Origin of the sequence: Arthrobacter sp. YN (genome assembly GCF_002224285.1) — a bacterium.
Lineage (GTDB): Bacteria > Actinomycetota > Actinomycetes > Actinomycetales > Micrococcaceae > Arthrobacter.
This window is the reverse complement of the sequence record NZ_CP022436.1, coordinates 4,197,839-4,217,878: the sequence shown is the minus strand read 5'-3', so window position 1 is coordinate 4,217,878 and position 20,040 is coordinate 4,197,839. Positions and strand designations below refer to the sequence as shown.

The window sequence follows — 20,040 nt, the reverse complement described above, 5'->3', positions numbered from 1 at the left end:
TTGTACATTTTTAGGAATATGCACAAGTCTGTGCAGAAGCGATGTATCGAAGTTACGGCCAAAGTGTGAGGTAGGTCAATAGGTGGAAGAAGATTTCGACTCGTCAACGTTGACCGAGTGGCTGGATAGTCGTGTCCAGGGGCGGAAGCTCGCGGCACGCCAAATGCAGGTCATCGGCATCCTCCGGTCCCAGCCCCGGCTCGCGTCCTACGGCTCCGTCAGCGACATCGCCGCGGTAGCCGCCTCCAATGCCTCCACCGTGACCAGAACCGCGCAAACACTGGGATTCAAGGGGTGGGCGGACTTCCAATTTGAGCTGCGTTCACGGTTTCTTGCCTCCCTGAGCGCAGTGGAGGTTGCGGCCGAACACAACGGCCACATCAGTAGTCCTGCACAGGCTGCGGTCTCCACGGATCGTGCCAATCTGGCCCATTTTGAGCGCACCCTTGACGCCGACACCATTCATGAAATCGCCAAGGCCATTGCCGGTGCACGGCAGACTTTCATCGTCGCCGCGGGCAGTTACGCCATCCCCGGCAAGGCACTGGAGCACAATGCCATCATCGCCGGCTATAACGTCCGGCTCCTCGATGCCGACGTCGCAGCCCTCACCAACGCCATTGCACGGCTTGGTGCAGAGGACCTGGTCATCGCCATCAGTCTGTGGCGGGTCTACGACAGCACCATGCGGGCGGTGGACATCGCGCACAATCTGGGCGCGCCCATTGTTTCCATCACCGACAGCGCGGGTTCGCCTGTAGCGGTGCATGCCGATCACCGGATTGTGGTGCCCACTGAAGGTGCAGGCTTCTTCCCGTCCCTGACAGGTGCCGTGGCTGCTGTCCAGGCGATCGCCGTCGAGCTTGCCTCCCTGGACCGCGAGCGTTCCAACCAAAACATCGCCGCCTCGGAGCGGACCTGGGACCAGATGCGGATCATGCATCCGCGCACCAGTTCCTGATGGCTGTGGCTTCCTGACCTTCTTCGGGCCGAGTCGAGTGCGGAATCAAACCTCTGGGGTTGCTGGCCACCCATATCAGCGGCAAAGAAGGTCAGGAAGCAGCAGGAATTACGACGCCGGGACCTCCTGCGGTGCATCGGCCGCCGCCGGGAGGCGGTGACCGATAAGGGCCAGGTTTTGGATGACGGCCAAGCCGAACTGCGCGGTGTCGTTGGTGGAAACGGTTGGAGCTTCGTCCACCGGCTGAAGCACGAACGGGGGCAGGATCTTCTTCAACGTGAAGGCCTCGGCGTGGTTGAGGTTCTCCCCGCCCTCGGCAAAGCTCTCCCAGGCCAACTCCGCGAGTTCCGGGGACCCCAGCCGGTCCGCGGCATAGGCCGTCAGCCGGCTGTGTGCCTGGGTGAGGTAGATGCCGGCCAGGGGTTGCCCTACCTCCGCGACCTGCTCCTCCGGGGTGGCCAGGAAGAGCCGGCAATACTGCATCCAGGCTTCCTCGAAGTCCTTGTCCGGCACCAAGCTGATCAGTTCGCTGCAGATTTCCACCAAACCGAACACGGCACTCAGGTGCGAGACGCTGATGACTTCCCTGCCGGTGTCGAACCTCCCGGCATCCAGGTCGTACAGCGCTTCGCCTGTGAGGAATCCGTACTTCAGGGCGCCGATGTCTGCCATGGTTCCGAGGAGTCGATCCCGTGAGCGCGGGTTGCCGGTACGCTCCCAATCGGTCAGCCAGGTGGCGGCGAGGGAGCCCCAGTCCGTACCCAGCCCGACGCCCAAGGCGCCGCGGTCCGGACGGTACGTATCGGCGTCGGGCCTGACTTTGCGGACGGGGTCCAAGCCGAGGAAGTTCTGGTCGCTGTCCACCAGTTCGGTGAGGAGATCGCCGGTGCGTTCGTCGGCGGTCAGGTAGTAGTAGAAGCGCCGGTAGGCCGGCGTGCTGATGCGCAGCTGCTTGGCGCTGCAACCCCAGTGCTGGACATTGTGCCGCGAACCCAATCCGCGCCACGGACCGAGGTGGTAGACATCCACCTCACCAGTGTGGCGGGTCATGGCCTCGGCGTAGCGGAAGACGTCCGCGCGACCCGTCCGGAGGTACATGTACCAAAGCCAGAGGTCGGGCGACAGTTCGGAGTTGTCCCAGGCGTAGCCGCCCACGTCGTAGCGCCACACGTGCCGATCAGTGTCGTAGGTGTGCATGACGTCGCCGTAGTTCCAGAATCCGTACCAGCGGCGCTGTTCGGTCTGGCCCTGGTAGAAATCGAACAGGAAGTCCAGCTTGTCTTCCAGTTCAGCCCGGGCCGGGGTGCTGCGATCCACCGGAGCCCAGTCACCAAAGACAACTGCGGTGTGCAGGTACTCGGGCGAGGGCTGCAGCATTGGCGGAGTGGACGCCGCCTGGGCGTCTGCGGCGAGACTCTCCGTACTGGGGGTCGAGTCGTAGGCGAACAGCGTCAGCTCGTGCGTGCGGGCAATACCCGTGGGATTGCCGAAGCCCGGCTCGTAGTCCTCATAGGTGATTTCGAGGCCCTCAAGCTGGTCCTCGAACGTGTCCTGGCCCAGGCCGTCGTGGTAGAAACGGAGGTCCATCGGCTGGGCTTCGGGGGAGTAGAGCCAGGCGGTGACCTTCGCTTCCTCGGTGGCTGCCCCGCGGATGTCCAGCTGCCCCGGGTGCGACTGCCAGAAGTCCCGGATGCCAACACCAAAGCCGCCACGGACGTCGCTCAGCGAGCAGAACCCGGCCGCCCTGGTGCCACCCGAAATTCCCACCCAGCCGTGGCCGGGAGCAGTCCGTTTGCGCAGGTCAAAGCCGTCGGCTGTCAGTTGCGTGAGCGTGTAATCGTTCCAGCTCGGGATGAGATGGAGCCGTTCGGAAACCAGCGGGTTCCACTCATTCAGAGGGGGCGTCGGTCGGCCGGCGATCTGCGCGGCGCGTACTTCCTCGCCCGGATCCCGCCGCAGTCCAGTCAACCCGCGCACGGCCTCCACCAGGAATCCGCTGTCGGCCCCGGCGATCCGGACATGGCGATCATGCAGTTCGTTGTCCAGCGGCACGGTGAACTCGACGCCCAGGCCGGCGAGGAAATCCTGCTCAGCATCGCCGTCCCAGATGAACGAGTGCATCATTCTTACGCTGCGTGCGCCCGCGTAGAAGTAGAAGCGGACAGTGAACGGGAGCCATGCCTTGGTGCCTTCTTCCGCGCGGTGCGAGCCCTCGACCTTGACCACCGCGCGGACAGGACCGGCCTGCTCCACGGTGACGCTGGTGGTGTGGCCGGTGAAGCCCGTGCGGGTGGTGGTGCCCGTTCCCTCGGGCAGCCCTGACTGCAGCAGGCTCACCAGGCGGCCGTCCTTGGCCACCACCGCATCGTTGCGGCGGAGCTCGCTGAACAGGGTGTCGCCACTCCTGTGCAGGACCATGTCCAGTGTGCCCGTGGATACGGTGATGGTCCTTTCTTCTTCGGTGACCGTCACCTCTGTTGAGCGTTCGACGGCGGCTGCCGCGCCGCCGTCGTTCGCTTCAGTCGAGTGGGTGACGAAGTAGGTGTCAGCGGGATGATCCGTTGCGCCAAGGGCAACGCCGCCCCACTTCAGCGAGCCATCGGGCCAGGTGGCCAGGGGCCAGGTTTGGGCGTTGACGGTGCTGCCGCTGGAGTCGAGAACCCCCAGGACGGCTGCGTCCTGCACGGTGCCGCGTTGGAACGGCATTCCCCACGTCGTGCCGCCGCTGAGTCCGGCGGGCGGTTCGCCATCGATCCACGTGATCGGGGCGTGCTGAGTCATGGTCAATTCCACCTAAGTGTTCGGGAAAACGCTTTCTTTGAGACGTTTCAACAACTTACCCGGGCGATGCGTAGGGCCGCAAGGGGTGGCCATGTTTTGGCCATCACATCCGTTGACATCGGGCCCTTCCGGGCGTATCGTACAACCAAATGGTTGTAGATCAGCTCAGCAAAAAACCCTCCGGCGACGTAGAACTCGACCGCCTGTTCCAGGCCCTCGCCGACGCAACCCGCCGGGACATCGTGGCCCGGGTGACGGCGGGGGAGTACTCGGTTTCCGGATTGGCTGCGCTGTACACCATGAGTTTCGCGGCCGTGCAAAAGCATGTTGCGGTCTTGGAACGCGCCTCCCTGGTGACCAAGGAGAAACGTGGGAGGGAGCAGATTGTGCGGGGAAACCACGAGGGACTGCAAAAAGCCCGGCACCTGTTGGACCACTTCGAAATGATCTGGCGGCAACGGGCCAGCCGGATCGCGGACATACTCGCAGAAGATGACGAAAGGGAACTGCCATGACTGTTGTCAGCGTAAACAAGGATGTTGAGGCCCTGAGCTTCACCATCGTGGCCGAGTTCGATGCCGACGTGAAGCGCGTGTGGAGGATCTGGGAAGACCCACGGCAGCTCGAACGCTGGTGGGGCCCGCCCACCTGGCCGGCCACTTTTGAGACCCACGAGTTCACCGCCGGGGGCAAGGCCGCCTATTACATGACCGGCCCGGACGGCACCAAAGCCCGCGGTTGGTGGAAGTTCACCGCCATCAACGCCCCGGACCATCTGGAGTTCGACGACGGTTTCGCCGACGAGCACGGTGAGCCCGTAGATGACTTGGGCATCACCCACGCCACAGTGAAGCTTGAACCCGTGGACAACCGCACCCGAATGACCATCACCTCCAGCTTCGAATCCGAAGAGCAGATGCAGAAGATGGCCGAGATGGGCATGGAAGATGGGATGCGGGAGGCGATCGAACAGGTCGATGCCGTGCTTGCCACCGCCTGAGAACTGAACCGGACGCTAAAAGAAGCCGACGACGACGGGCGCCTCCCGCCGTCGTCGGCGTATTGTTTAAGTCCCGCCCGCCTTTCGAAACGGACCAGTGACATGGCGCGATTGATCATCATGGGCCCTCCCGGTTCCGGCAAAGGCACGCAGGCGGAGCACCTTGCGCGGCATTTCGGGATTCCCGCCATTTCCACGGGTGATCTTTTCCGCGCCCATGTCCGGGACAAAACGGACCTCGGTCTTGAAGCAGGCGAGTTCATGGACCGGGGTGAGTTTGTGCCGGACCACGTCACCACGGACATGCTCAAGCAGCGCATGGAAGAATCCGATGCTGCCGAGGGGTTTATGTTGGACGGCTACCCGCGAACGGTGATCCAGATCGGAGCTTTGGATGAGATGCTCGCGGTTCGGGGACAGCCCTTGGAAGCTGTCCTGGCGCTCACGGCCTCGGACAGCGAGTTGCTGGCCCGGATGCTCCGCCGTGCTCAAGAGCAAGGTCGCAGCGATGACACCGAAGCCGTGATCCAGCGTCGGCTGGAGCTGTACCGGGACGAGACCCAGCCGGTTCTGACGGCTTACTCGAAGCGCGGGATTCTGTTGTCCGTGGACGGATCCGGCGATCGGGAAGCGATCACAGCATCTGCCATAGCTGCGGTGGAGGGCGCTCTGGCGGGTTAGCCGCTGGCGGGGGCCGGAAGCTCGGCGCCGAGAGCCCGGAGGTAGGAACCGAATCCTTCGGGGGCGCGGGCGTGTGTCCTGCCCGAGGTGACCACACGGATGGTGTCCGTAGATGTCACCGTGAAACCTTGCCGACGAAGCCGCTCCACCAAACCCCGGTCCTCGTGGGAACGAAGCAAGGGAAAACCGCCCGCGGTGAGGTAGGCCGAGGCCCTGATGCCCAAATTGGCTCCGTAGATATGCGAGTGGTCCTCGCGGAAGGGGTGCAACTCCAGCCAGCGCCCCAGTAATACCGGATCCACATCGGTGGGGTCCGGCTCCACCGAGCCGAGGACGGCATCGGCCCCGGCGTTGGCCAGATCGACCTGCCGCACCAACCAGTGCCCGGGGACGGTGGAATCGGCGTCGGTGTTGGCGAGCCATACGGTTGCCTCCGACTGTTCAGCCTGCTGGAGTTGCAGGCGGTTCAGGGCTTCCCTGACGCCATGATCGCGGCTGGCACCTGTGCTGCGGAGCTTCACGGTGACATTGTGAAAGCGGGGATCTTTGGCTCCAAACGCAGCGGAGATCGCCGCCGAACCGTCCGTGCAGTTATCCAGGACCACGGTGACCGAGGCGTCCACCCCGGGGTGTTTGCGTCCAAGGGTATCCAGTGCGGCGCGCAGCCCGGTCAGCGCCCGGCCAAGGCGCTGTTCCTCGTTGTGGGCAGGTATTACTACCGCCACGTTTCTGATGCTTGGCTGCTGTGGGTGGGTCATGGCGAACTATCCGGTGCCACCAGGACTTCCAGCATGAAGTCCTTCTCCTGGTAGAGCCCGTGCGCGGGCCAGCCGAGGTGGGTGCGTGCCATGGAGTGAACTGATTCCGCGTCCAGTTTCCAGCCCGAGATCGGGTGCCGCCAGTGGCACAGAAGCAATGTTCCGCCCGGCGTAGTTGAGGCTTGGATTCTTGTCAGCAGTTGGGTGAGCTCTTCCGGCGACAGGTAGTAACCCGTCTCGGACAGCACCACCAGGTCGAACGTGCCGTCAGGCCATTCATGCGGCATGGTGAGGTGCTTGATCTCCGCTGACGGGTAGTTCGCCAGGCGCTCCGCTGCCTGGGCCAAGGCCGCGCTGCTGGCGTCCACTCCCAGGAATGTCCGGCAACGCTGGGCCAGCTCCTCGCTGAGCGTGCCGATGGAGCAGCCCAGTTCCAACCCGGACTCGTAGCTTTCCTCGGGCAAGGCCGCCAGGGTCAGCGCCCTCTTACGGCGTTCGTACCAGCTGGTGGTGTAGCTCCACGGATCCTCTTCCCTTGAATGGACTTCGTCGAAGATGCGTTCCGCATCTGCTGCGCTGTTGCTCCCAGCTGTGGAGGGATGCCAGGCGAACGTTTCCCACGGCCGCTCGAAGTGCTCCAGAAACGTCCCGGAAAGCAAAGTCTCGTCGCCCGGTTGTCCGGACAGCGGCTCTGTTTGCGAGACGTGGGCGTGCATTGCTTTGGCCTTGGTCTGTTGTTCTTCTTGGCTCAGGGGCACGCGGACCCAACCATTCCAGGTGGTGTCCTCAGTTCCTGCCCACAACCAGTACCAAATGGGGTATTCCAGGAGCCCGTAGGCGTTTTGTGTGGCAAGGTCCGCGGCGACCGTGCCAAGGGTGTCGTGGTCCGTATGGCCGTCGGCACGGTAGGGAGCCACGATCACTACTTCCTCCGCCGCTCGCCCCGCGATGCTCTCGCGAATTGCCGCACCAATACGGTCAGCGTTGGCAGCCAACTGTCCGTCGGGGAGTTCCAGAAACCGCCACGTCGCGCTGGGCGCCAGCCCTGACAACGCAGTGTCGAACTCCGTGAGCCTGACAGCGGCAAGCTGTTCCGGCGTCGTGGTTGGCGAGTCTGGATGCGATGCCTCGCCTGCGGTGCACAGGATCATGTCGACTGCTGCGCCGGCTGCGTGCAGTCTGGCCAGGAAGCCGCCGGCCCGAGTGATTCGTCGTCCGGGTGCGCGGCCAGGACAACGAACTTCCTGGCCGCAAGTTCTGCTGTATCCAGCGGCAGTTCGGGGAGGGCGGCCACTCCCGACGCTGCCCATTCCTGCTCCGACGTTCCGGTGTCAGTGTGGGAAAAGGTCACCACTGGCGTTCTCCCTTCAGCGTCAGCGCGCCAAGCTGGGCGTCGTCCCGCATGGCGTGGTGCTGCCGGATGTACAGCGAGAGATCGGCCATGCGCTTTCCATACCCTTCATTGAACGCCAGCGGCGCGGGACCGAGGTTCTGCGTCACCACTGTTTGGACGCGCTCGACGGCGGCTGCAACCGTTCCGCGAATGCGCAGGGCTTCGCTCCACGCGCTGGGGCTGCTTGGATCTGTGGGGTCTTCGTCGCGGTCGTCCAGCCCACCGGCGTCGATTTGCTCTGCCGCTTGGGCCAGGTACCCGGTGACGGACGTGATGATCCTGTCCACCTCACCCAAGGAGGCGAGGGCGATCTGGTCCGGTTCCCTGCCGCTGTCCGCGCCCTTGGCCAGTGCGCTCCTGAAATCCCTGGCCACGGCAACTGCTCCGCCGAGCCAGCACGCGGCAACGCCCATGCCGCCCCAGGCGAAACCGGCACGTGAGAAGTACCAGCCTTCGCCGCCGACCGGGGTTGCAGGGACTTGGTCGAAGTGGACGGTGCCGCTCGGGATTTCCTGGAGCCCACGGCTGGTCCATTGGGGTGTTTCGCAGGTAACCCCGGGATGCTTCAGGTTCACGGCAAATGCGGCCCGGCTGTTGTCCTCGGTGTGGGCCGTGATCACTGCGCCATCCAGTTGGGCCGCGAGCGAGCACCAGGGTTTGGACCCGTTGAGGACGTAGTTGCCGGCGTCGTCGCGCTTGGCCTCCAGCTTCAGGCCGGGGCCCTCCGCGGCGAAGACTCCCCAAGCACCCTCCGGCGTGGTGGGGTCGGCGGCTTGGGCGAGGATGGCCACGGCATCCAGGTGTGGTTCGAGCGCCCGTCCGGCGGCCACGTCCACGGCTGTGACGGATGCCAGCAGTTCCCAGAGCTTGGCGGTATTTCCTTCGCCGGGCTTGGGGGCCGTCATCCCGATCTCCGTAGCGATGGCAAGCAGAGCAGGGACATCGCCCACAGCTTCCCGCACCTTTTCCAGCATGGGCTCGAGGGCTTGGAGCTGGACAGGTTCGGAACTGATGCGTACTGGCTGGGCTTCGGAGTCGCTCATAATCCCAAGCCTATTCTAAGGAGCCTTAGGTTATGCGTGTGGAGGGCAAGAGAACGACGGCGGGTGGTTGCCGCCGTCGTTCTTGGTGATTTGCGTGTTGTGGTTCTGGACTCTAGATGATGGTGTTCATGACGTTCCAACCGGAGCCGACCTGGACCCGGGGGAGCCAGCGCTGCTTGCCGTTACCGGGGTAGAGCCAGAGTGCGCCGGCGGAGTCGCGGGCCAGGAGATCCACGTTGCCGTCGCCGTTGAAGTCGCCTGGAGTGGCTATGGCAGTCATGGCATTCCAGCCCCAGCCAACTTGGATGCCCCAGCCAAAGGATGATTGCGCATAGCCATTGAAACTCCAGAGCGTTCCGTTGGTGTCACGGGTCACCAAATCCTGGGTACCGTCCTTCGTGATGTCTCCGGGGCCGGAGATAAAGTTCATGCCATTGAGGTCTCTGCCAGCCATCTCCTGGGTTAGCCAGCCGCCCCGGCCGTTGCCGCGATACTGCCACAACTGTCCGGAACTGTCGCGGGCAGCGACGTCGGCATTCCCATCCAGGTCAAGATCACCAATTCCCGTGATGGCGGTCATGGCGTTCCAGCCTTGGCCTACTTGCAGCCTGGCTTGCCAGCCTCCTTGGCCGTTACCTGGATATAGCCACAAGACTCCGTTGCTGTCACGGGCCAGTACATCGGCTTTGCCGTCACCCGTGAAATCCCCGGGAGAGACGAGAGCTGTCATGACGTTCCAACCTTGGCCGACCTTGGATGGCGACTGCCAGCCGCCGCTGCCGTTGCCGGGATAGAGCCACAAGTCTCCGCTGTTGGTCCGGGCCAGGACGTCCGGCTTTTTGTCGCCGGTAAAGTCGTGCCTGATATCAGCCGGTTTGATGGTGATCGTGATGGTTGGGGTCAGTGCATCCGGGCCGTAACCGTTGCTCGCAGATATGCGGAAATTGTAGGTCCCTGGAGTGGTGGGCACGCCATGCAGAAGTGCGCCAGGACTCCGTGACTCCAGCGTCAGGCCTGGCGGAAGTACGCCGCTGGCAACTTTGAACTGAGGTACCAAGGAGCCGCTTGCCGTCATCTCATGGTGGTATCGAGCCCCCACAGAGCCGGTTTTCGGGGGAGGACCGACGTGAATGCGGGGGCGACGTTTCTTCCATCGATGGTCCGGATCTGACTTGCACCGCGATCGGCAACGTAGATCGTGTTGGTGTTTTGATTAATCGCCAGAGTCTCGGGGTTATTAAAACCCTGTACGTGCCCGAGGACCGTTGCCTTAGTGTCGAAGACGGTCACCCGGTACTGGTAATAGTCAGAGGCATAAACCTTATTGGTGACCTCATTGACGGCAATGCTGAGGTAATGGGTGCGCTCAGTCGGCGTATTGACGACAGTCCTGGCTGTCGCATCGAGTGCTGTCAGATATTGGTTGTCTTCGTCCGCTGCATAAACCATGTTGGTTTGGCGGTTGATAGCCATGACGCCCGGGCGGGCGTTCGACCCGGTGGGAATCATGGATATTTGGTTAGTCTGCCCGTTGAGGACGGCAAATGCCTTGGCTTCCGGACAGCTGAAGTAGACCATTTTCGTAGCGGGGTTCAGGACCACTGACTGTGCCGGCGTACCCAGGTCAATCTGGGTGACTGTTTTACTGATCCCATCCAGGATGGCCACTTTGCTGCTGTCCCAGGCGGTGGCATAGAGCTTGTTGCTTGACTCATTAATTACGAGATTTCTGATATCCCCATAAATTGGAATCTGGGTGACGGCCATGCTGGCTCCGTTGATGATATAGACGCCGCCTGTTGATTCTTCATTGGCGACATACACCTCATTGGTGGTCTGATTTATAACCATTTTGCCCGGTTGGCCAACTGTGGAAATTCTTTTCGTTGCTTCCGTTGCCCCGTCAATCACGGTAATTGTATAGCTGGCGGAATGAGAGACGTATATTTTGTTGGTCTTCTCATTGATGGCTATGCTCTCGGGGTAGTCTGCCACCACGATCGACCTCGTCGCCGAAGTGGCGCCGTCGATGACAGCAACGGATTTCCCATACCGGTTCGCGACGTACGTCCTGTTGGTCGTGGCATTGACTGCAACGTCACTGGGGTTGCTGGCTTTGACGATGTGATCCGTGAGGGTATCGGCTTTAGCCTGTTGGACCCCCGGTGCCATCAGGACCGTCACCGCAGTGATCACTGCCAGAAATGCGGCAGTCAGGTACCGACCGACGCCGCTGCTGAAAGACAAAGACCTACCCAGAGCAGCCAATGGCCCAACCCCCAAAATCCAATGCGCGACTATCGCTTCACCCAGCGAATCCTACAGTCCGCACGGGTCGGCTTGTGATCTGCGCCGCATTGTTGCGCAGGCGGGGCTCACGATCCGGAACGCCCCAACGCACTCCACCCCCGCGAAAGTTCCCATGGGTCCCAACATGAAGCGCATCTTCACAGCTTTTGTCACGCTTGTCACATCTTGTTGTCATTAACGGTGACAGGTTCCGTAGCTTGGAAGGGTCAGCATTCCCAAGCTCAAGGAACCCCATGCCGCAGCCCAACGATTCCGCTACCGTGCCCGCCGACTCACACAGTCCGCCGGGCAAAGGTGCAGCCAAGCCAAGTTTCCTCAGCAACCTCGGCGCCGACCTTCCCGCGTCCCTCGTAGTCTTCCTCGTGGCACTCCCACTGTCGCTGGGTATTGCCGCCGCCTCCGGAGCCCCCGTCATGGCCGGCCTCATCGCCGCAGCTGTCGGCGGAATCGTTGCCGGCAGCCTGGGCGGGTCCCCACTGCAGGTGAGCGGCCCCGCTGCCGGCCTGACCGTCGTCGTCGCCGGTCTTGTGGACGAATTCGGCTGGGCGGTGACGTGTGCCATTACAGTCGGTGCCGGCGTCGTGCAGTTACTCATGGGTGTCAGCCGCATTGGCCGGGCCGCGCTGGCAGTGTCGCCCGTGGTGGTCAAGGCGATGCTCGCGGGCATTGGCATCACCATCATCCTGCAGCAACTCCACGTGCTGCTCGGCGGCCAAGCTGCTGGGTCCGCCGTCGAAAACCTGACCGCACTGCCGGCGGCCATTACCAACGTGGAGCTGCACTCGGCGTTGCTGGGGCTTGCCGTTGTCGCGATCCTGATTGCCTGGAAGTACTTGCCGGCAGCCGTGCGAAAAGTGCCGGGTCCGCTTGCCGCCGTCGTCGCCGTCACCGCCCTGTCCGCTGCAGTGGCTCCAAACGTTGAGCGCATCAGTTTCAGCGGATCCATTTTCGACGCCATCGCCCTCCCAAGCCTGCCCGACGGCAACTGGCGCGCAGCGGGCATGGCCGTCATTACGGTGGCCCTGATCGCGAGCATCGAATCGCTCCTGTCAGCCGTGGCCGTCGACAAAATGCACGGCGGTTCCCGCACCAATCTCAACCGTGAACTGGTGGGCCAAGGCTCCGCGAACGTCGTCTCCGGCATGCTCGGCGGACTCCCGGTGACCGGCGTGATTGTCCGCAGCGCCACCAACGTTGAAGCGGGCGCCGCGAGCCGCACCTCCGCCATCCTGCACGGCGTCTGGGTCCTCGTCTTCTCCGCACTGTTCGCCGGGCTCATCCAACTCATTCCGCTGTCCGTGCTGGCCGGCCTCCTGCTGGTCATCGGCGCGAAGCTCATCAAGGTTGCCGACATCCGGACCAGCCTCCGCACCGGCGAGCTCCTGGTGTACAGCGTCACCCTGGTGTGCGTCGTGGTCCTCAACTTGCTCGAAGGCGTCATGATCGGTCTGGCCCTCGCCGCCCTCTGCGTGCTGTGGAGGGTTCTCCGGGCGCAGATCAACGCCCATGCGCCCGCCGGCCCGGACCTGCCGTGGCGCGTTGTCATCGCCGGATCGTGCAGCTTCTTCGCGCTGCCCCGGCTCAACCGCGTCCTCCACTCAGTGCCCGAAGGCCAGGACGCCGTGGTGGAACTCAACGCCGATTACCTGGACCACGCCTTCCGCGAAGCGTTGGTGGCCTGGCAGAAGCAGCACCGCAACACCGGCGCCTCCGTGGTGCTAGAGGAACACGGAACCACCGCCTTCACCGACGCCGAGGACAACACTCCCCAGCGGCAGGACCCGCGTGAATTCCCGCTTCCGCCGCGCACGTCCTGGCTGCCGCCCGGTGACGGTCCAACAGCGGACGACGACGGCGGGCAGCCGCCGCTGCTGCGGTCCATCCTCCTGGGCATCGACAAGTACCATCGCCGGCACGCAGACAAGGTCCGGCCCCTGGTTCAGGAGCTCACCGAAAGCCAGAACCCGGACACCCTCTTCGTGGCGTGCGTCGATTCCCGCGTCAACCCGAACCTGATTACCAGCAGCGGACCGGGTGACCTCCTCACGCTCCGCAACATTGGCAACGTGGTGTGCAGCGATGGCAGGGACGCCTCCATCGACTCCACCCTGTCCTTCGCGGTCAAGGCGCTGTCCGTGGACTCAATCGTCATCTGCGGCCACTCCAACTGTGGTGCCATGAAGGCCGTCATTGCTGATGCCGAGGGTTCTGCACCTGCCTTGGGTGCCGGCTTCGATGCCTGGCTGGAGCACGCGCGTCCCAGCTACTCGGCGTTGCTCGCCGGCCATCCTGTTGCCCGCGCGGCCGAGGCCGAGGGCTACAGCAGGCTGGACCAGCTGAGCATGGTGAACATTGCCCTGCAGCTCCGGAAGCTGGAGGACCACCCCGTCACAGGGCCAGCCCTTGCTTCGGGAAGCGTGCAGGCCACGGGGTTGTTCTACGACATCTGCACCGCCCGGGTGGTGCTGGTGACGCCTGAGGGTATTGAACAGTTGGATCCGAGCATGACTGTCCGCTCCTAGTTCCAGCCGGACCGCTACCACCCACTTTGGGCTCCGGACGGCCCCCGACACGCCCTGTTGGCGGTGTGTCGGGGGTCGTCGCGGTTTCAAAGTTGGTGGTGGGGGTGCCTCCATTAACCAAGCCGACGTGCGGAATACTGGAAGCACGATGTCCGGCAGGCGAGGGCTGCCGTGCGAGGAGGTGGCAGGACGTGAACGCCGAGAATAACGTCTTCAGGCGCAGGCTTGAGCGAGGAGCCGAACTGCGGGCCGTCCGGTCATGGGGCGGCAACGCAGAGGAAGATGCAGAGCTCGAGGCCGCCGACGCCGAGGAACGGGAGAAACGCCGCAAGGTGGATGACGCCGCCCGGGTTGAGTACCTCATCCGGGAAGCCATGAACCAGGGCAAGTTCGACAACCTCAAGTACGCCGGCAAACCAATCCCCGGGCTGGGAGAGCACTATGATCCCGACTGGTGGGTTAAAGGCCTCATCCAACGCGAACGCCTCAGCGGGATCGGTCCGCCGGCCATTCTGCTCCGGATCGAGGACTCCGAGCTCGACGCCAAGCTGGACCAGCAGTACACGGACAAACAAGTGCGGGACATCCTTGAGGACTTCAACAAACGCGTGATCGAAGCCCGCCGGCAACTTCAGGGCGGCCCGCCGGTGATCACCAAGCTCCGCGACGTGAACACTGAACTGGAAAAGTGGCGGGAACGCAGGGCTGCCGCAGCTTCGCCGGAGCCGGAGGCCGAACCGCCGGGCAAGCGGACGTGGTGGCAGCGGATCTGGAACGGCTCCGGCTAGCCCAACTAGGTAACAGCAAACGTCCCAATCAGCCCTCAGTGGTGCGTTTGCTGTCACTTACTTGGGTGGGCGGGCGCTGTTTGGTGAGGGTGCCGTTAGGCGAAGCTGTCTTCCTTGGCCTCTTCGGGCTTCCGCCTGATCAAAGAAGACAGGTGCGCCTGCTGCTGACGGAAGTGGCCGTGGGCGGTGAGGCCGAACTCGTAGGCGGACTCGGCGTGCTGCGTGAGGTCAACACCCGTGATTTCGTGCTCGTGGGCAACGCGGAAGCCGATGGTCTTGTGGATGGCCCGGCCAATGATGAGCGTGCCCAGGCCCGAGAGCGCCATGGTGACCAAGACGGCCACGGTCTGCGCGATCAACTGCTGGGGGCCGCCGCCGTAGAGGAGGCCGCCGGCCGTCCCCTCGGTGGGGAAGGCGATGAAGCCGAGGGAGATCGTGCCGATGACGCCGGCCCCGAAGTGCACGCCCACAACATCGAGGGAGTCGTCGAAGCCAAACTTGTACTTCAGGTCAACGAACACTGCGCAGGCAGCGCCGGCCACCAAACCCAGGCCGAGAGCTGCGAGCGGGGTGATGTTGGCGCAGGACGGGGTGATGGCTACAAGGCCGGCCACCACGCCGGACGCTGCGCCCAAGGAAGTGGGGTGACCGTGACGGACCTTCTCCACCACCAGCCAGCTCAGCATGGCCGCGGCCGGGGTGACCAGGGTGTTGACCCAGATGAGGCCTGCCTGCTCCACCGTGGCGGCTGCGCCGCCGTTGAATCCGAACCAGCCGAACCAGAGGATGGCTGCGCCGATCATGATGAACGGCACGTTATGTGGGCGGTGGTTGGGGTCTTTGGCGAATCCGTGACGCTTTCCCACGATCAAGGCGAGGACGAAAGCGGCGGTTCCGGAGCTGACCTCAACCACTGCGCCACCAGCGAAGTCGATGACCTGGCCGAAGATCTGGGTGAGGGCGCCCCCTGCACTCATGAGGCCACCGCCCCAGATCATGTAAGCAAGCGGGCAGTAAACCACCGTCACCCAGATCGGTACGAACAAAGCCCAGGCGCCGAATTTGGCACGGTCGGCGATGGCACCGCTGATGAGGGCCACGGTGATGATGGCGAACGTCGCAGCGAAGCCTGCCTTGATGAGGTCCGGTGACCCCATGAGGTCCTGCAGGCCGAAGTGTGCGAACGGGTTGCCGAACAGGCCGAGGAAGCCGTCGCCGGTGGTCATCGAGTAGCCCCACAGGACCCAGACAACACCAACGATGCCCGCCGAGATGAAGCTCATCATGATCATGTTCAGAGCTGCCTTGGCGCGGGTCATGCCGCCGTAGAACAGGCCGAGGCCCGGGGTCATGAAAAGCACCATTGCCGATGACAACATCAGCCAGACGTGTTGCGCAGAGATCTCCACCTGCGTTCCCTTCAAGCTTGTCCGAAACGGGGCCGTGGTTGCACGGCCCACACCAACCCCCGATCAATGTTCGGTGAGCTATGTTTCCGACTCAGAAGAGCTAAGTTGCAGGTAAGTTACAGAAATCCACCGCTCGTGAAGATCACGTCACTGGCGTGTTTCGGGAATGTTAACGGCGGTTCTCGCGCCCCCCGGCAGGGTAACCGCCGCGACGGCTGGCAACGATGATCACCAGCGCAATCGCCGTGGGAACCGCGGCCGCCAACGGCACCAGTTGCGCGCCCACGGTGGTGAGGGCAAACGCCCCATACACGGCACCGACGGCGATGCCCAGTTGGATGGTCACAACGGTCAGGCCGTTGGCAGCATCCTTGTGCTCACCGCCTGCACGGAGAATCGCCGCCTGGTTGTAGATGCCCACCGCGCCGAACGCGATGCCCCAGAGCGTCATCAGCCCAAACGCGCCCACCCAGGTGCCGCCCAGCGCGGGCAGCAGGGCGAATGCAAGGGTCAAGAGTCCGACGGCGGCAATCACCGAGGTGCGCGGGCGGGAGTCCGCGGTCATGCCGGCAATCCAGATACCCACCAGGCTGGCGATGCCCACCACGGAGAGGGACAGGCTCGTAGCGGATTCCGGCAGTCCGGAGGCGAGGAGGAAGGGGGCAACGTAGGTGAAAAGTGTGAAGTGGGCCAGCAGCAGGAGCGGCCATGCGATGGCGATGGCGATGACGCCGGGCAGTTTCATGGCTGCCCGGAGGGATGGGGTCTTCTGGCTGGCTTGGTCATGGGCGCCGGGGAGCAGCCAGAAAGCCAACACTGCCAGCAGGACGCCAACCCCGGCCAGGACCAGGAACGAGGCCCGCCAGGTCATGAGCGAACCCATCAACGTCCCGATCGGAGCGCCGACGGCCAACGCGATGCTGTTGCCGCTGAAGACCACAGCCATGGCTTTGCCCACGGAATGTGCGGGGACGATGCGGGCCACATACGGTGCCATGCTGGACCACAGCATGCCGTGGGCGATGCCGCCAAGGAGCCTCGCCCCGATCGCCCAACCCAAGGAGGGACTGAAAGCGAGGAGCACGTTGCTGAGGGCAAAGGCCAGCACAGTGGCAATGAGCAGGGTCTTCCGCGGAAGCCTCCCGGCCAGGAACCGGGACAACGGGAGGGCCGTGAATACGATGATGGCAGCGTAGACCGCGGTCAGTGAACCCACCGCCGACTCGTCCACTCCGAGGTCGCGGCTGATTTGGGGGAGCAGACCGGAGGGCAGGAGTTCTGTGGTCACAGCCGTGAACCCTGCCGCCGCCAGAACCAGAAGGCCACCCCACGGGATCTTCTTGGGGAGCTGCGGTGCAGCAATTGACGCCCTGGGCGATTGCGTGCCGACGACCAAAGGGTCCTGCTTCAAAGATTGCTCCTCAGAAATGAGTCAGTGTTGTTTCATGGGGGTCCCTACCAACGGTATGCAGCCACGGCGATGCAAGGGAGTCTCTGTCAGAAACCCCCTCCGGGCCAACACACTTTGTTCGTCAGGCATTCCTCGCGCAGACTGGGCCTGTGAAGCCCTTCCTTTTGCTGGCCACCCGTGCCGAAGACGCAGCAGCCGATGACGAATACCAGGCCTACCTTCGCTACTGCGGCCTGAAACCGGAAGAATTGGTCCGTATCCGGCTGGAATCCGGGCCTTTGCCGGCACTTGATCTGTCGGACTATTCCGGGGTGATTGTTGGCGGCAGCCCATATACGTCCAGCGATCCTGTGGAGGAGAAGAGCTCGGACCAGATCCGGGTTGAGACGGAACTCTCATCACTTCTGGACCGGATAGTGGCCGAGGACTTCCCGTTCCTGGGCGCCTGCTACGGCGTCGGGACCCTGGGTGTTCACCAGGGGGCCACGATTGACCGTCGCTTCGGCGAGCCTGTGGGGCACACGGAGATCACGCTCACCGCCAACGGGGAACGTGACCCCATGCTTCGGGGTGTCCCGCACACCTTCGACGCTTTTGTGGGTCACAAGGAAGCGTGCAGCGAGCTTCCCGAACACGCCGTGTTGTTAGCCAGTTCAGCGGCCTGCCCGGTGCACATGTTCCGGATCAAGAACAACCTCTACGCCACGCAATTCCACCCGGAACTGGATGCCGATGGCCTGATCACGCGCATCAACATCTACAAGAACGCAGGCTATTTCCCGCCCCACGAGGCCGACGAACTCATCGCCGCCGCCCTTGAATCATCCGTGACGGAGCCCATGCGGGTGCTCAGGAACTTCACGGAACTCTACGCCCGCTAGCCCATCCGTTGTGGGGCCCGCCCTGCAGGGTTTGGCGTGGGTATTGGGTGTAGAGCGGGCCTCGCAACGTGCAGGTTAGCTGATCGCCGTCACGGCGTTCCATCCCGATCCCAGGTGTACTCGGGGAAGCCAACCACCTTTTCCGTTGCCGGGGTAGAGCCACAGGGTTCCACCGCCATCGACAGCGTGGACGTCGGCTGTTCCGTCGCCGTTGAAGTCGCCGGCCCCCAGGATGGACGTCATTCCGTTCCATCCTGATCCGATCAGCACGCGGGCATGCCATCCCACGAACCCATTGCCCGGGTACAGCCACAGATTGCCGGCAGAGTCCCGGCCCAGTAGATCCGAATTGGCGTCTCCGTTGAAGTCCCCCGGTGCCACGATTGCTGTCATGCTGTTCCATCCCGAACCGATTTGTACAGGGGTCAACCACGAATCGGGGGAGAAGCGGGAATAGATCCACAGATTTCCCCCACCATCCTTAGCGAGGATGTCCTCACCGTGTTGTCGGTCAAAGTCGCCCGGAGCGAGGATGGTGGTCATGCCATTCCACCCGGGACCGATCTGTACTCTTGTGGCCCAGCCACCCTTTCCATCACCGGGATAAATCCACAAGGTTCCGGACGAGTCGCGCGCCAGAATGTCGGCATTCCCATCCGCAGTGAAGTCGCCGCTGTTGATTGCCGACATGGCGTTCCAGCCGTAGCCAACCGTCCGGAAATCCCACGACCAGCCCCCAGAGCCATTTCCGCTGTAGAGGGACAGGTCGCCGCTACTCTGGCGGACAAGGACATCAGCCTTCCGGTCGCTGTTGAAATCGTTCTTGGCTCGTCCGGTGGTGAGCGTGATGCTCTTTGTGGTGGCTGCGGGATCGACACCGTTGGACGCCGAAATCTGGAAGGAGTAAGTTCCCGGCAGGTCCGGCGTCCCGCTCAGCTCGCCTGTCTCGTCGTTGAGTTTCAGCCCTGAGGGCAGTGATCCGCCGGCGACGGTGTACTGGGGAGCCGGGGATCCACTGGCTTTAAACGTGAAGGAAAATGGCACTCCCACGGTTCCACCGCTTGGAGGTGCCGCTGACGTGAACTTTGGTGCGGCGTCATTGCCGTCAATTACAGTGACCGTGTCGCTGGTGCTGTTCGCAACATAGACGCGCCCGGTGGTCTCGTTAACGGCAATCTGCTTGGGGGAATACCCGGTTCTTACCCGACTTATGTTCCCTGACTCACCGTCCAGTACAGTCAGGCCCGCGGAACTTTCGGCTCCGTAGACCTTGTTTCGTTTTTCATCTACAGCAAGTGCATACGTTGCAGTCGGAAGCTTCACGTAAGACTTTTGGTCCGTAGCACCGTCGATCACCATAAGGCTGTCAATATGCGCGGTAGAGGCGTATGCCTTGCCGGTAGTCTCATTGACCGCCAGGCCGAAGCCGATGCGGTAGAGCTCCATGTTCGTAGGAACGTTCGTCACACCATCTACCACGGCGACTGGACCCGCGGCGCTCGCAATGTAAATCTTGTTGGCGCGTTCGTTGACGGCGATGAGTTCCGGGGCATGGCTCCCGGGCAGCGGAATGTTGGAAGCTGTGTTGGTGGCTCCATCAATGACAGTGGCGGACTTGCCGTCAGCTACGCCAAAGTTTGCAACATAGATCTTGTTGGTTGTCTCATTGACGGCGATATTTGCGGGTCCCAGTGCCGTCGGAATGACTGTGGTGGCTCCTGTAGCGCCGTCGATGACCGTGACATTCGGCTTCTGGTAGTTGGCCACGTAGACCTTGTTGGTCTTCTCATTAACGGCCAGTCGGTACGGAGAATCCACGCTGATGGTTGAAATGGCGCCTGTGGCGACGTCCGCTATGGAAACTGTGTCGTCGCCAAAGTTCGCCGCATAGACCTTGTTGGTCAATTGGTTGACTGCCACGTCGTATGGCGCAGCACCCACCTTCATCGTGCTGGTCTGGTTGGTGGATCCGTCGATAACAGTGAGCGTGTCACTGTTGCGGTTGGCCACGTAAATCTTGTTCGTCGCCTCGTTAATAGCGAGACGTTCCGGGCCATCCCCTGTAGCAACATCCATGATGGGGACGGCTGCAGTTGCTGGTG

At 62.9% G+C, this 20,040-nt stretch carries 15 protein-coding genes and 1 pseudogene; 7 read left to right on the top strand and 9 right to left on the bottom strand.

Annotated features, from left to right (window positions below; translation table 11 throughout):
• The first annotated feature begins 82 nt into the window (after positions 1 to 82).
• Positions 83 to 961: a MurR/RpiR family transcriptional regulator gene (locus tag CGK93_RS19270; protein ID WP_089596199.1), complete on the top strand. Its 879-nt coding sequence runs from the start codon at positions 83 to 85 to the stop codon at positions 959 to 961.
• Between the two features lie 108 nt (positions 962 to 1,069).
• On the opposite strand, the gene CGK93_RS19265 is transcribed toward CGK93_RS19270, so the two are convergent.
• Entirely contained in the window at positions 1,070 to 3,742 is a 2,673-nt protein-coding gene (locus tag CGK93_RS19265) for an exo-rhamnogalacturonan lyase family protein (protein WP_089596198.1), read from the bottom strand.
• A 149-nt stretch (positions 3,743 to 3,891) separates the two neighbouring features.
• On the opposite strand from CGK93_RS19265, the gene CGK93_RS19260 reads away from it, so the two are divergent.
• From CGK93_RS19260 to CGK93_RS19250, 3 genes are all read left to right on the top strand, one after another.
• Positions 3,892 to 4,257, top strand: a complete 366-nt coding sequence (locus CGK93_RS19260) for an ArsR/SmtB family transcription factor (RefSeq protein WP_089596197.1) — start codon at positions 3,892 to 3,894, stop codon at positions 4,255 to 4,257.
• Positions 4,254 to 4,742: an SRPBCC family protein gene (locus CGK93_RS19255; protein WP_089596196.1), complete on the top strand. Its 489-nt coding sequence runs from the start codon at positions 4,254 to 4,256 to the stop codon at positions 4,740 to 4,742. The genes CGK93_RS19260 and CGK93_RS19255 overlap by 4 nt, the downstream gene beginning before the upstream one ends.
• 102 nt (positions 4,743 to 4,844) lie before the next feature.
• Positions 4,845 to 5,423 (top strand): adenylate kinase, encoded by a 579-nt coding sequence (locus tag CGK93_RS19250; protein WP_089596195.1) that lies wholly within the window; start codon positions 4,845 to 4,847, stop codon positions 5,421 to 5,423.
• Here the strand turns inward: CGK93_RS19250 and CGK93_RS19245 are convergent.
• From CGK93_RS19245 to CGK93_RS19225, 5 genes and pseudogenes are all read right to left on the bottom strand, one after another.
• The gene (locus CGK93_RS19245) at positions 5,420 to 6,148 is read right to left on the bottom strand and encodes a glycosyltransferase (RefSeq protein ID WP_442857000.1); all 729 of its coding nucleotides are present in this window, start codon (positions 6,146 to 6,148) and stop codon (positions 5,420 to 5,422) included. The two genes, CGK93_RS19250 and CGK93_RS19245, sit on opposite strands and share 4 nt — an antisense overlap.
• Positions 6,149 to 6,177: 29 nt before the next feature.
• Positions 6,178 to 7,535, bottom strand: a pseudogene (locus CGK93_RS19240) (PIG-L family deacetylase).
• The gene (locus CGK93_RS19235) at positions 7,529 to 8,617 is read right to left on the bottom strand and encodes an acyl-CoA dehydrogenase family protein (protein ID WP_089596193.1); all 1,089 of its coding nucleotides are present in this window, start codon (positions 8,615 to 8,617) and stop codon (positions 7,529 to 7,531) included. Before CGK93_RS19235 ends, CGK93_RS19240 begins: the two are co-directional and overlap by 7 nt.
• A 112-nt stretch (positions 8,618 to 8,729) precedes the next feature.
• Positions 8,730 to 9,692, bottom strand: coding sequence for an FG-GAP-like repeat-containing protein (locus CGK93_RS19230; protein ID WP_089596192.1), 963 nt, complete (start codon positions 9,690 to 9,692; stop codon positions 8,730 to 8,732).
• Positions 9,689 to 10,864 (bottom strand): hypothetical protein, encoded by a 1,176-nt coding sequence (locus CGK93_RS19225; protein WP_089596191.1) that lies wholly within the window; start codon positions 10,862 to 10,864, stop codon positions 9,689 to 9,691. Before CGK93_RS19225 ends, CGK93_RS19230 begins: the two co-directional genes overlap by 4 nt.
• A gap of 296 nt (positions 10,865 to 11,160) precedes the next feature.
• Here CGK93_RS19225 and CGK93_RS19220 point away from each other — a divergent pair, with 296 nt between their 5' ends.
• Positions 11,161 to 13,449: a SulP family inorganic anion transporter gene (locus CGK93_RS19220; RefSeq protein ID WP_089596190.1), complete on the top strand. Its 2,289-nt coding sequence runs from the start codon at positions 11,161 to 11,163 to the stop codon at positions 13,447 to 13,449.
• A 191-nt stretch (positions 13,450 to 13,640) separates the two neighbouring features.
• Positions 13,641 to 14,237, top strand: a complete 597-nt coding sequence (locus CGK93_RS19215; protein WP_089596189.1) for a J-domain-containing protein — start codon at positions 13,641 to 13,643, stop codon at positions 14,235 to 14,237.
• Positions 14,238 to 14,332: 95 nt separating this feature from the next.
• Here the strand turns inward: CGK93_RS19215 and CGK93_RS19210 are convergent, their stop codons facing one another.
• Positions 14,333 to 15,646, bottom strand: a complete 1,314-nt coding sequence (locus CGK93_RS19210; protein ID WP_089597611.1) for an ammonium transporter — start codon at positions 15,644 to 15,646, stop codon at positions 14,333 to 14,335.
• A gap of 169 nt (positions 15,647 to 15,815) precedes the next feature.
• The gene (locus CGK93_RS19205) at positions 15,816 to 17,042 is read right to left on the bottom strand and encodes an MFS transporter (RefSeq protein WP_089597610.1); all 1,227 of its coding nucleotides are present in this window, start codon (positions 17,040 to 17,042) and stop codon (positions 15,816 to 15,818) included.
• A 164-nt stretch (positions 17,043 to 17,206) separates the two neighbouring features.
• Here CGK93_RS19205 and CGK93_RS19200 point away from each other — a divergent pair, with 164 nt between their 5' ends.
• Positions 17,207 to 17,938 carry a glutamine amidotransferase gene (locus CGK93_RS19200; protein ID WP_089596188.1) on the top strand — a complete coding sequence of 244 codons (732 nt, stop codon included), beginning with the start codon at positions 17,207 to 17,209 and terminating at the stop codon, positions 17,936 to 17,938.
• Positions 17,939 to 18,013: 75 nt separating this feature from the next.
• Here CGK93_RS19200 and CGK93_RS19195 read toward each other — a convergent pair whose 3' ends face one another.
• Positions 18,014 to 20,014: an FG-GAP-like repeat-containing protein gene (locus CGK93_RS19195; RefSeq protein ID WP_198318269.1), complete on the bottom strand. Its 2,001-nt coding sequence runs from the start codon at positions 20,012 to 20,014 to the stop codon at positions 18,014 to 18,016.
• Positions 20,015 to 20,040 lie beyond the last annotated feature (26 nt).

What these genes read in the sequence shown, in the direction of transcription:
- CGK93_RS19220 (WP_089596190.1), top strand. Translation starts at nt 11,161, where the DNA reads ATGCCGCAGCCCAACGATTCCGCTACCGTGCCCGCCGACTCACACAGT.
- CGK93_RS19230 (WP_089596192.1), bottom strand. Translation starts at nt 9,692, where the DNA reads ATGACGGCAAGCGGCTCCTTGGTACCTCAGTTCAAAGTTGCCAGCGGC.
- CGK93_RS19260 (WP_089596197.1), top strand. Translation starts at nt 3,892, where the DNA reads ATGGTTGTAGATCAGCTCAGCAAAAAACCCTCCGGCGACGTAGAACTC.
- CGK93_RS19235 (WP_089596193.1), bottom strand. Translation starts at nt 8,617, where the DNA reads ATGAGCGACTCCGAAGCCCAGCCAGTACGCATCAGTTCCGAACCTGTC.
- CGK93_RS19195 (WP_198318269.1), bottom strand. Translation starts at nt 20,014, where the DNA reads ATGGATGTTGCTACAGGGGATGGCCCGGAACGTCTCGCTATTAACGAG.
- CGK93_RS19265 (WP_089596198.1), bottom strand. Translation starts at nt 3,742, where the DNA reads ATGACTCAGCACGCCCCGATCACGTGGATCGATGGCGAACCGCCCGCC.
- CGK93_RS19250 (WP_089596195.1), top strand. Translation starts at nt 4,845, where the DNA reads ATGGCGCGATTGATCATCATGGGCCCTCCCGGTTCCGGCAAAGGCACG.
- CGK93_RS19255 (WP_089596196.1), top strand. Translation starts at nt 4,254, where the DNA reads ATGACTGTTGTCAGCGTAAACAAGGATGTTGAGGCCCTGAGCTTCACC.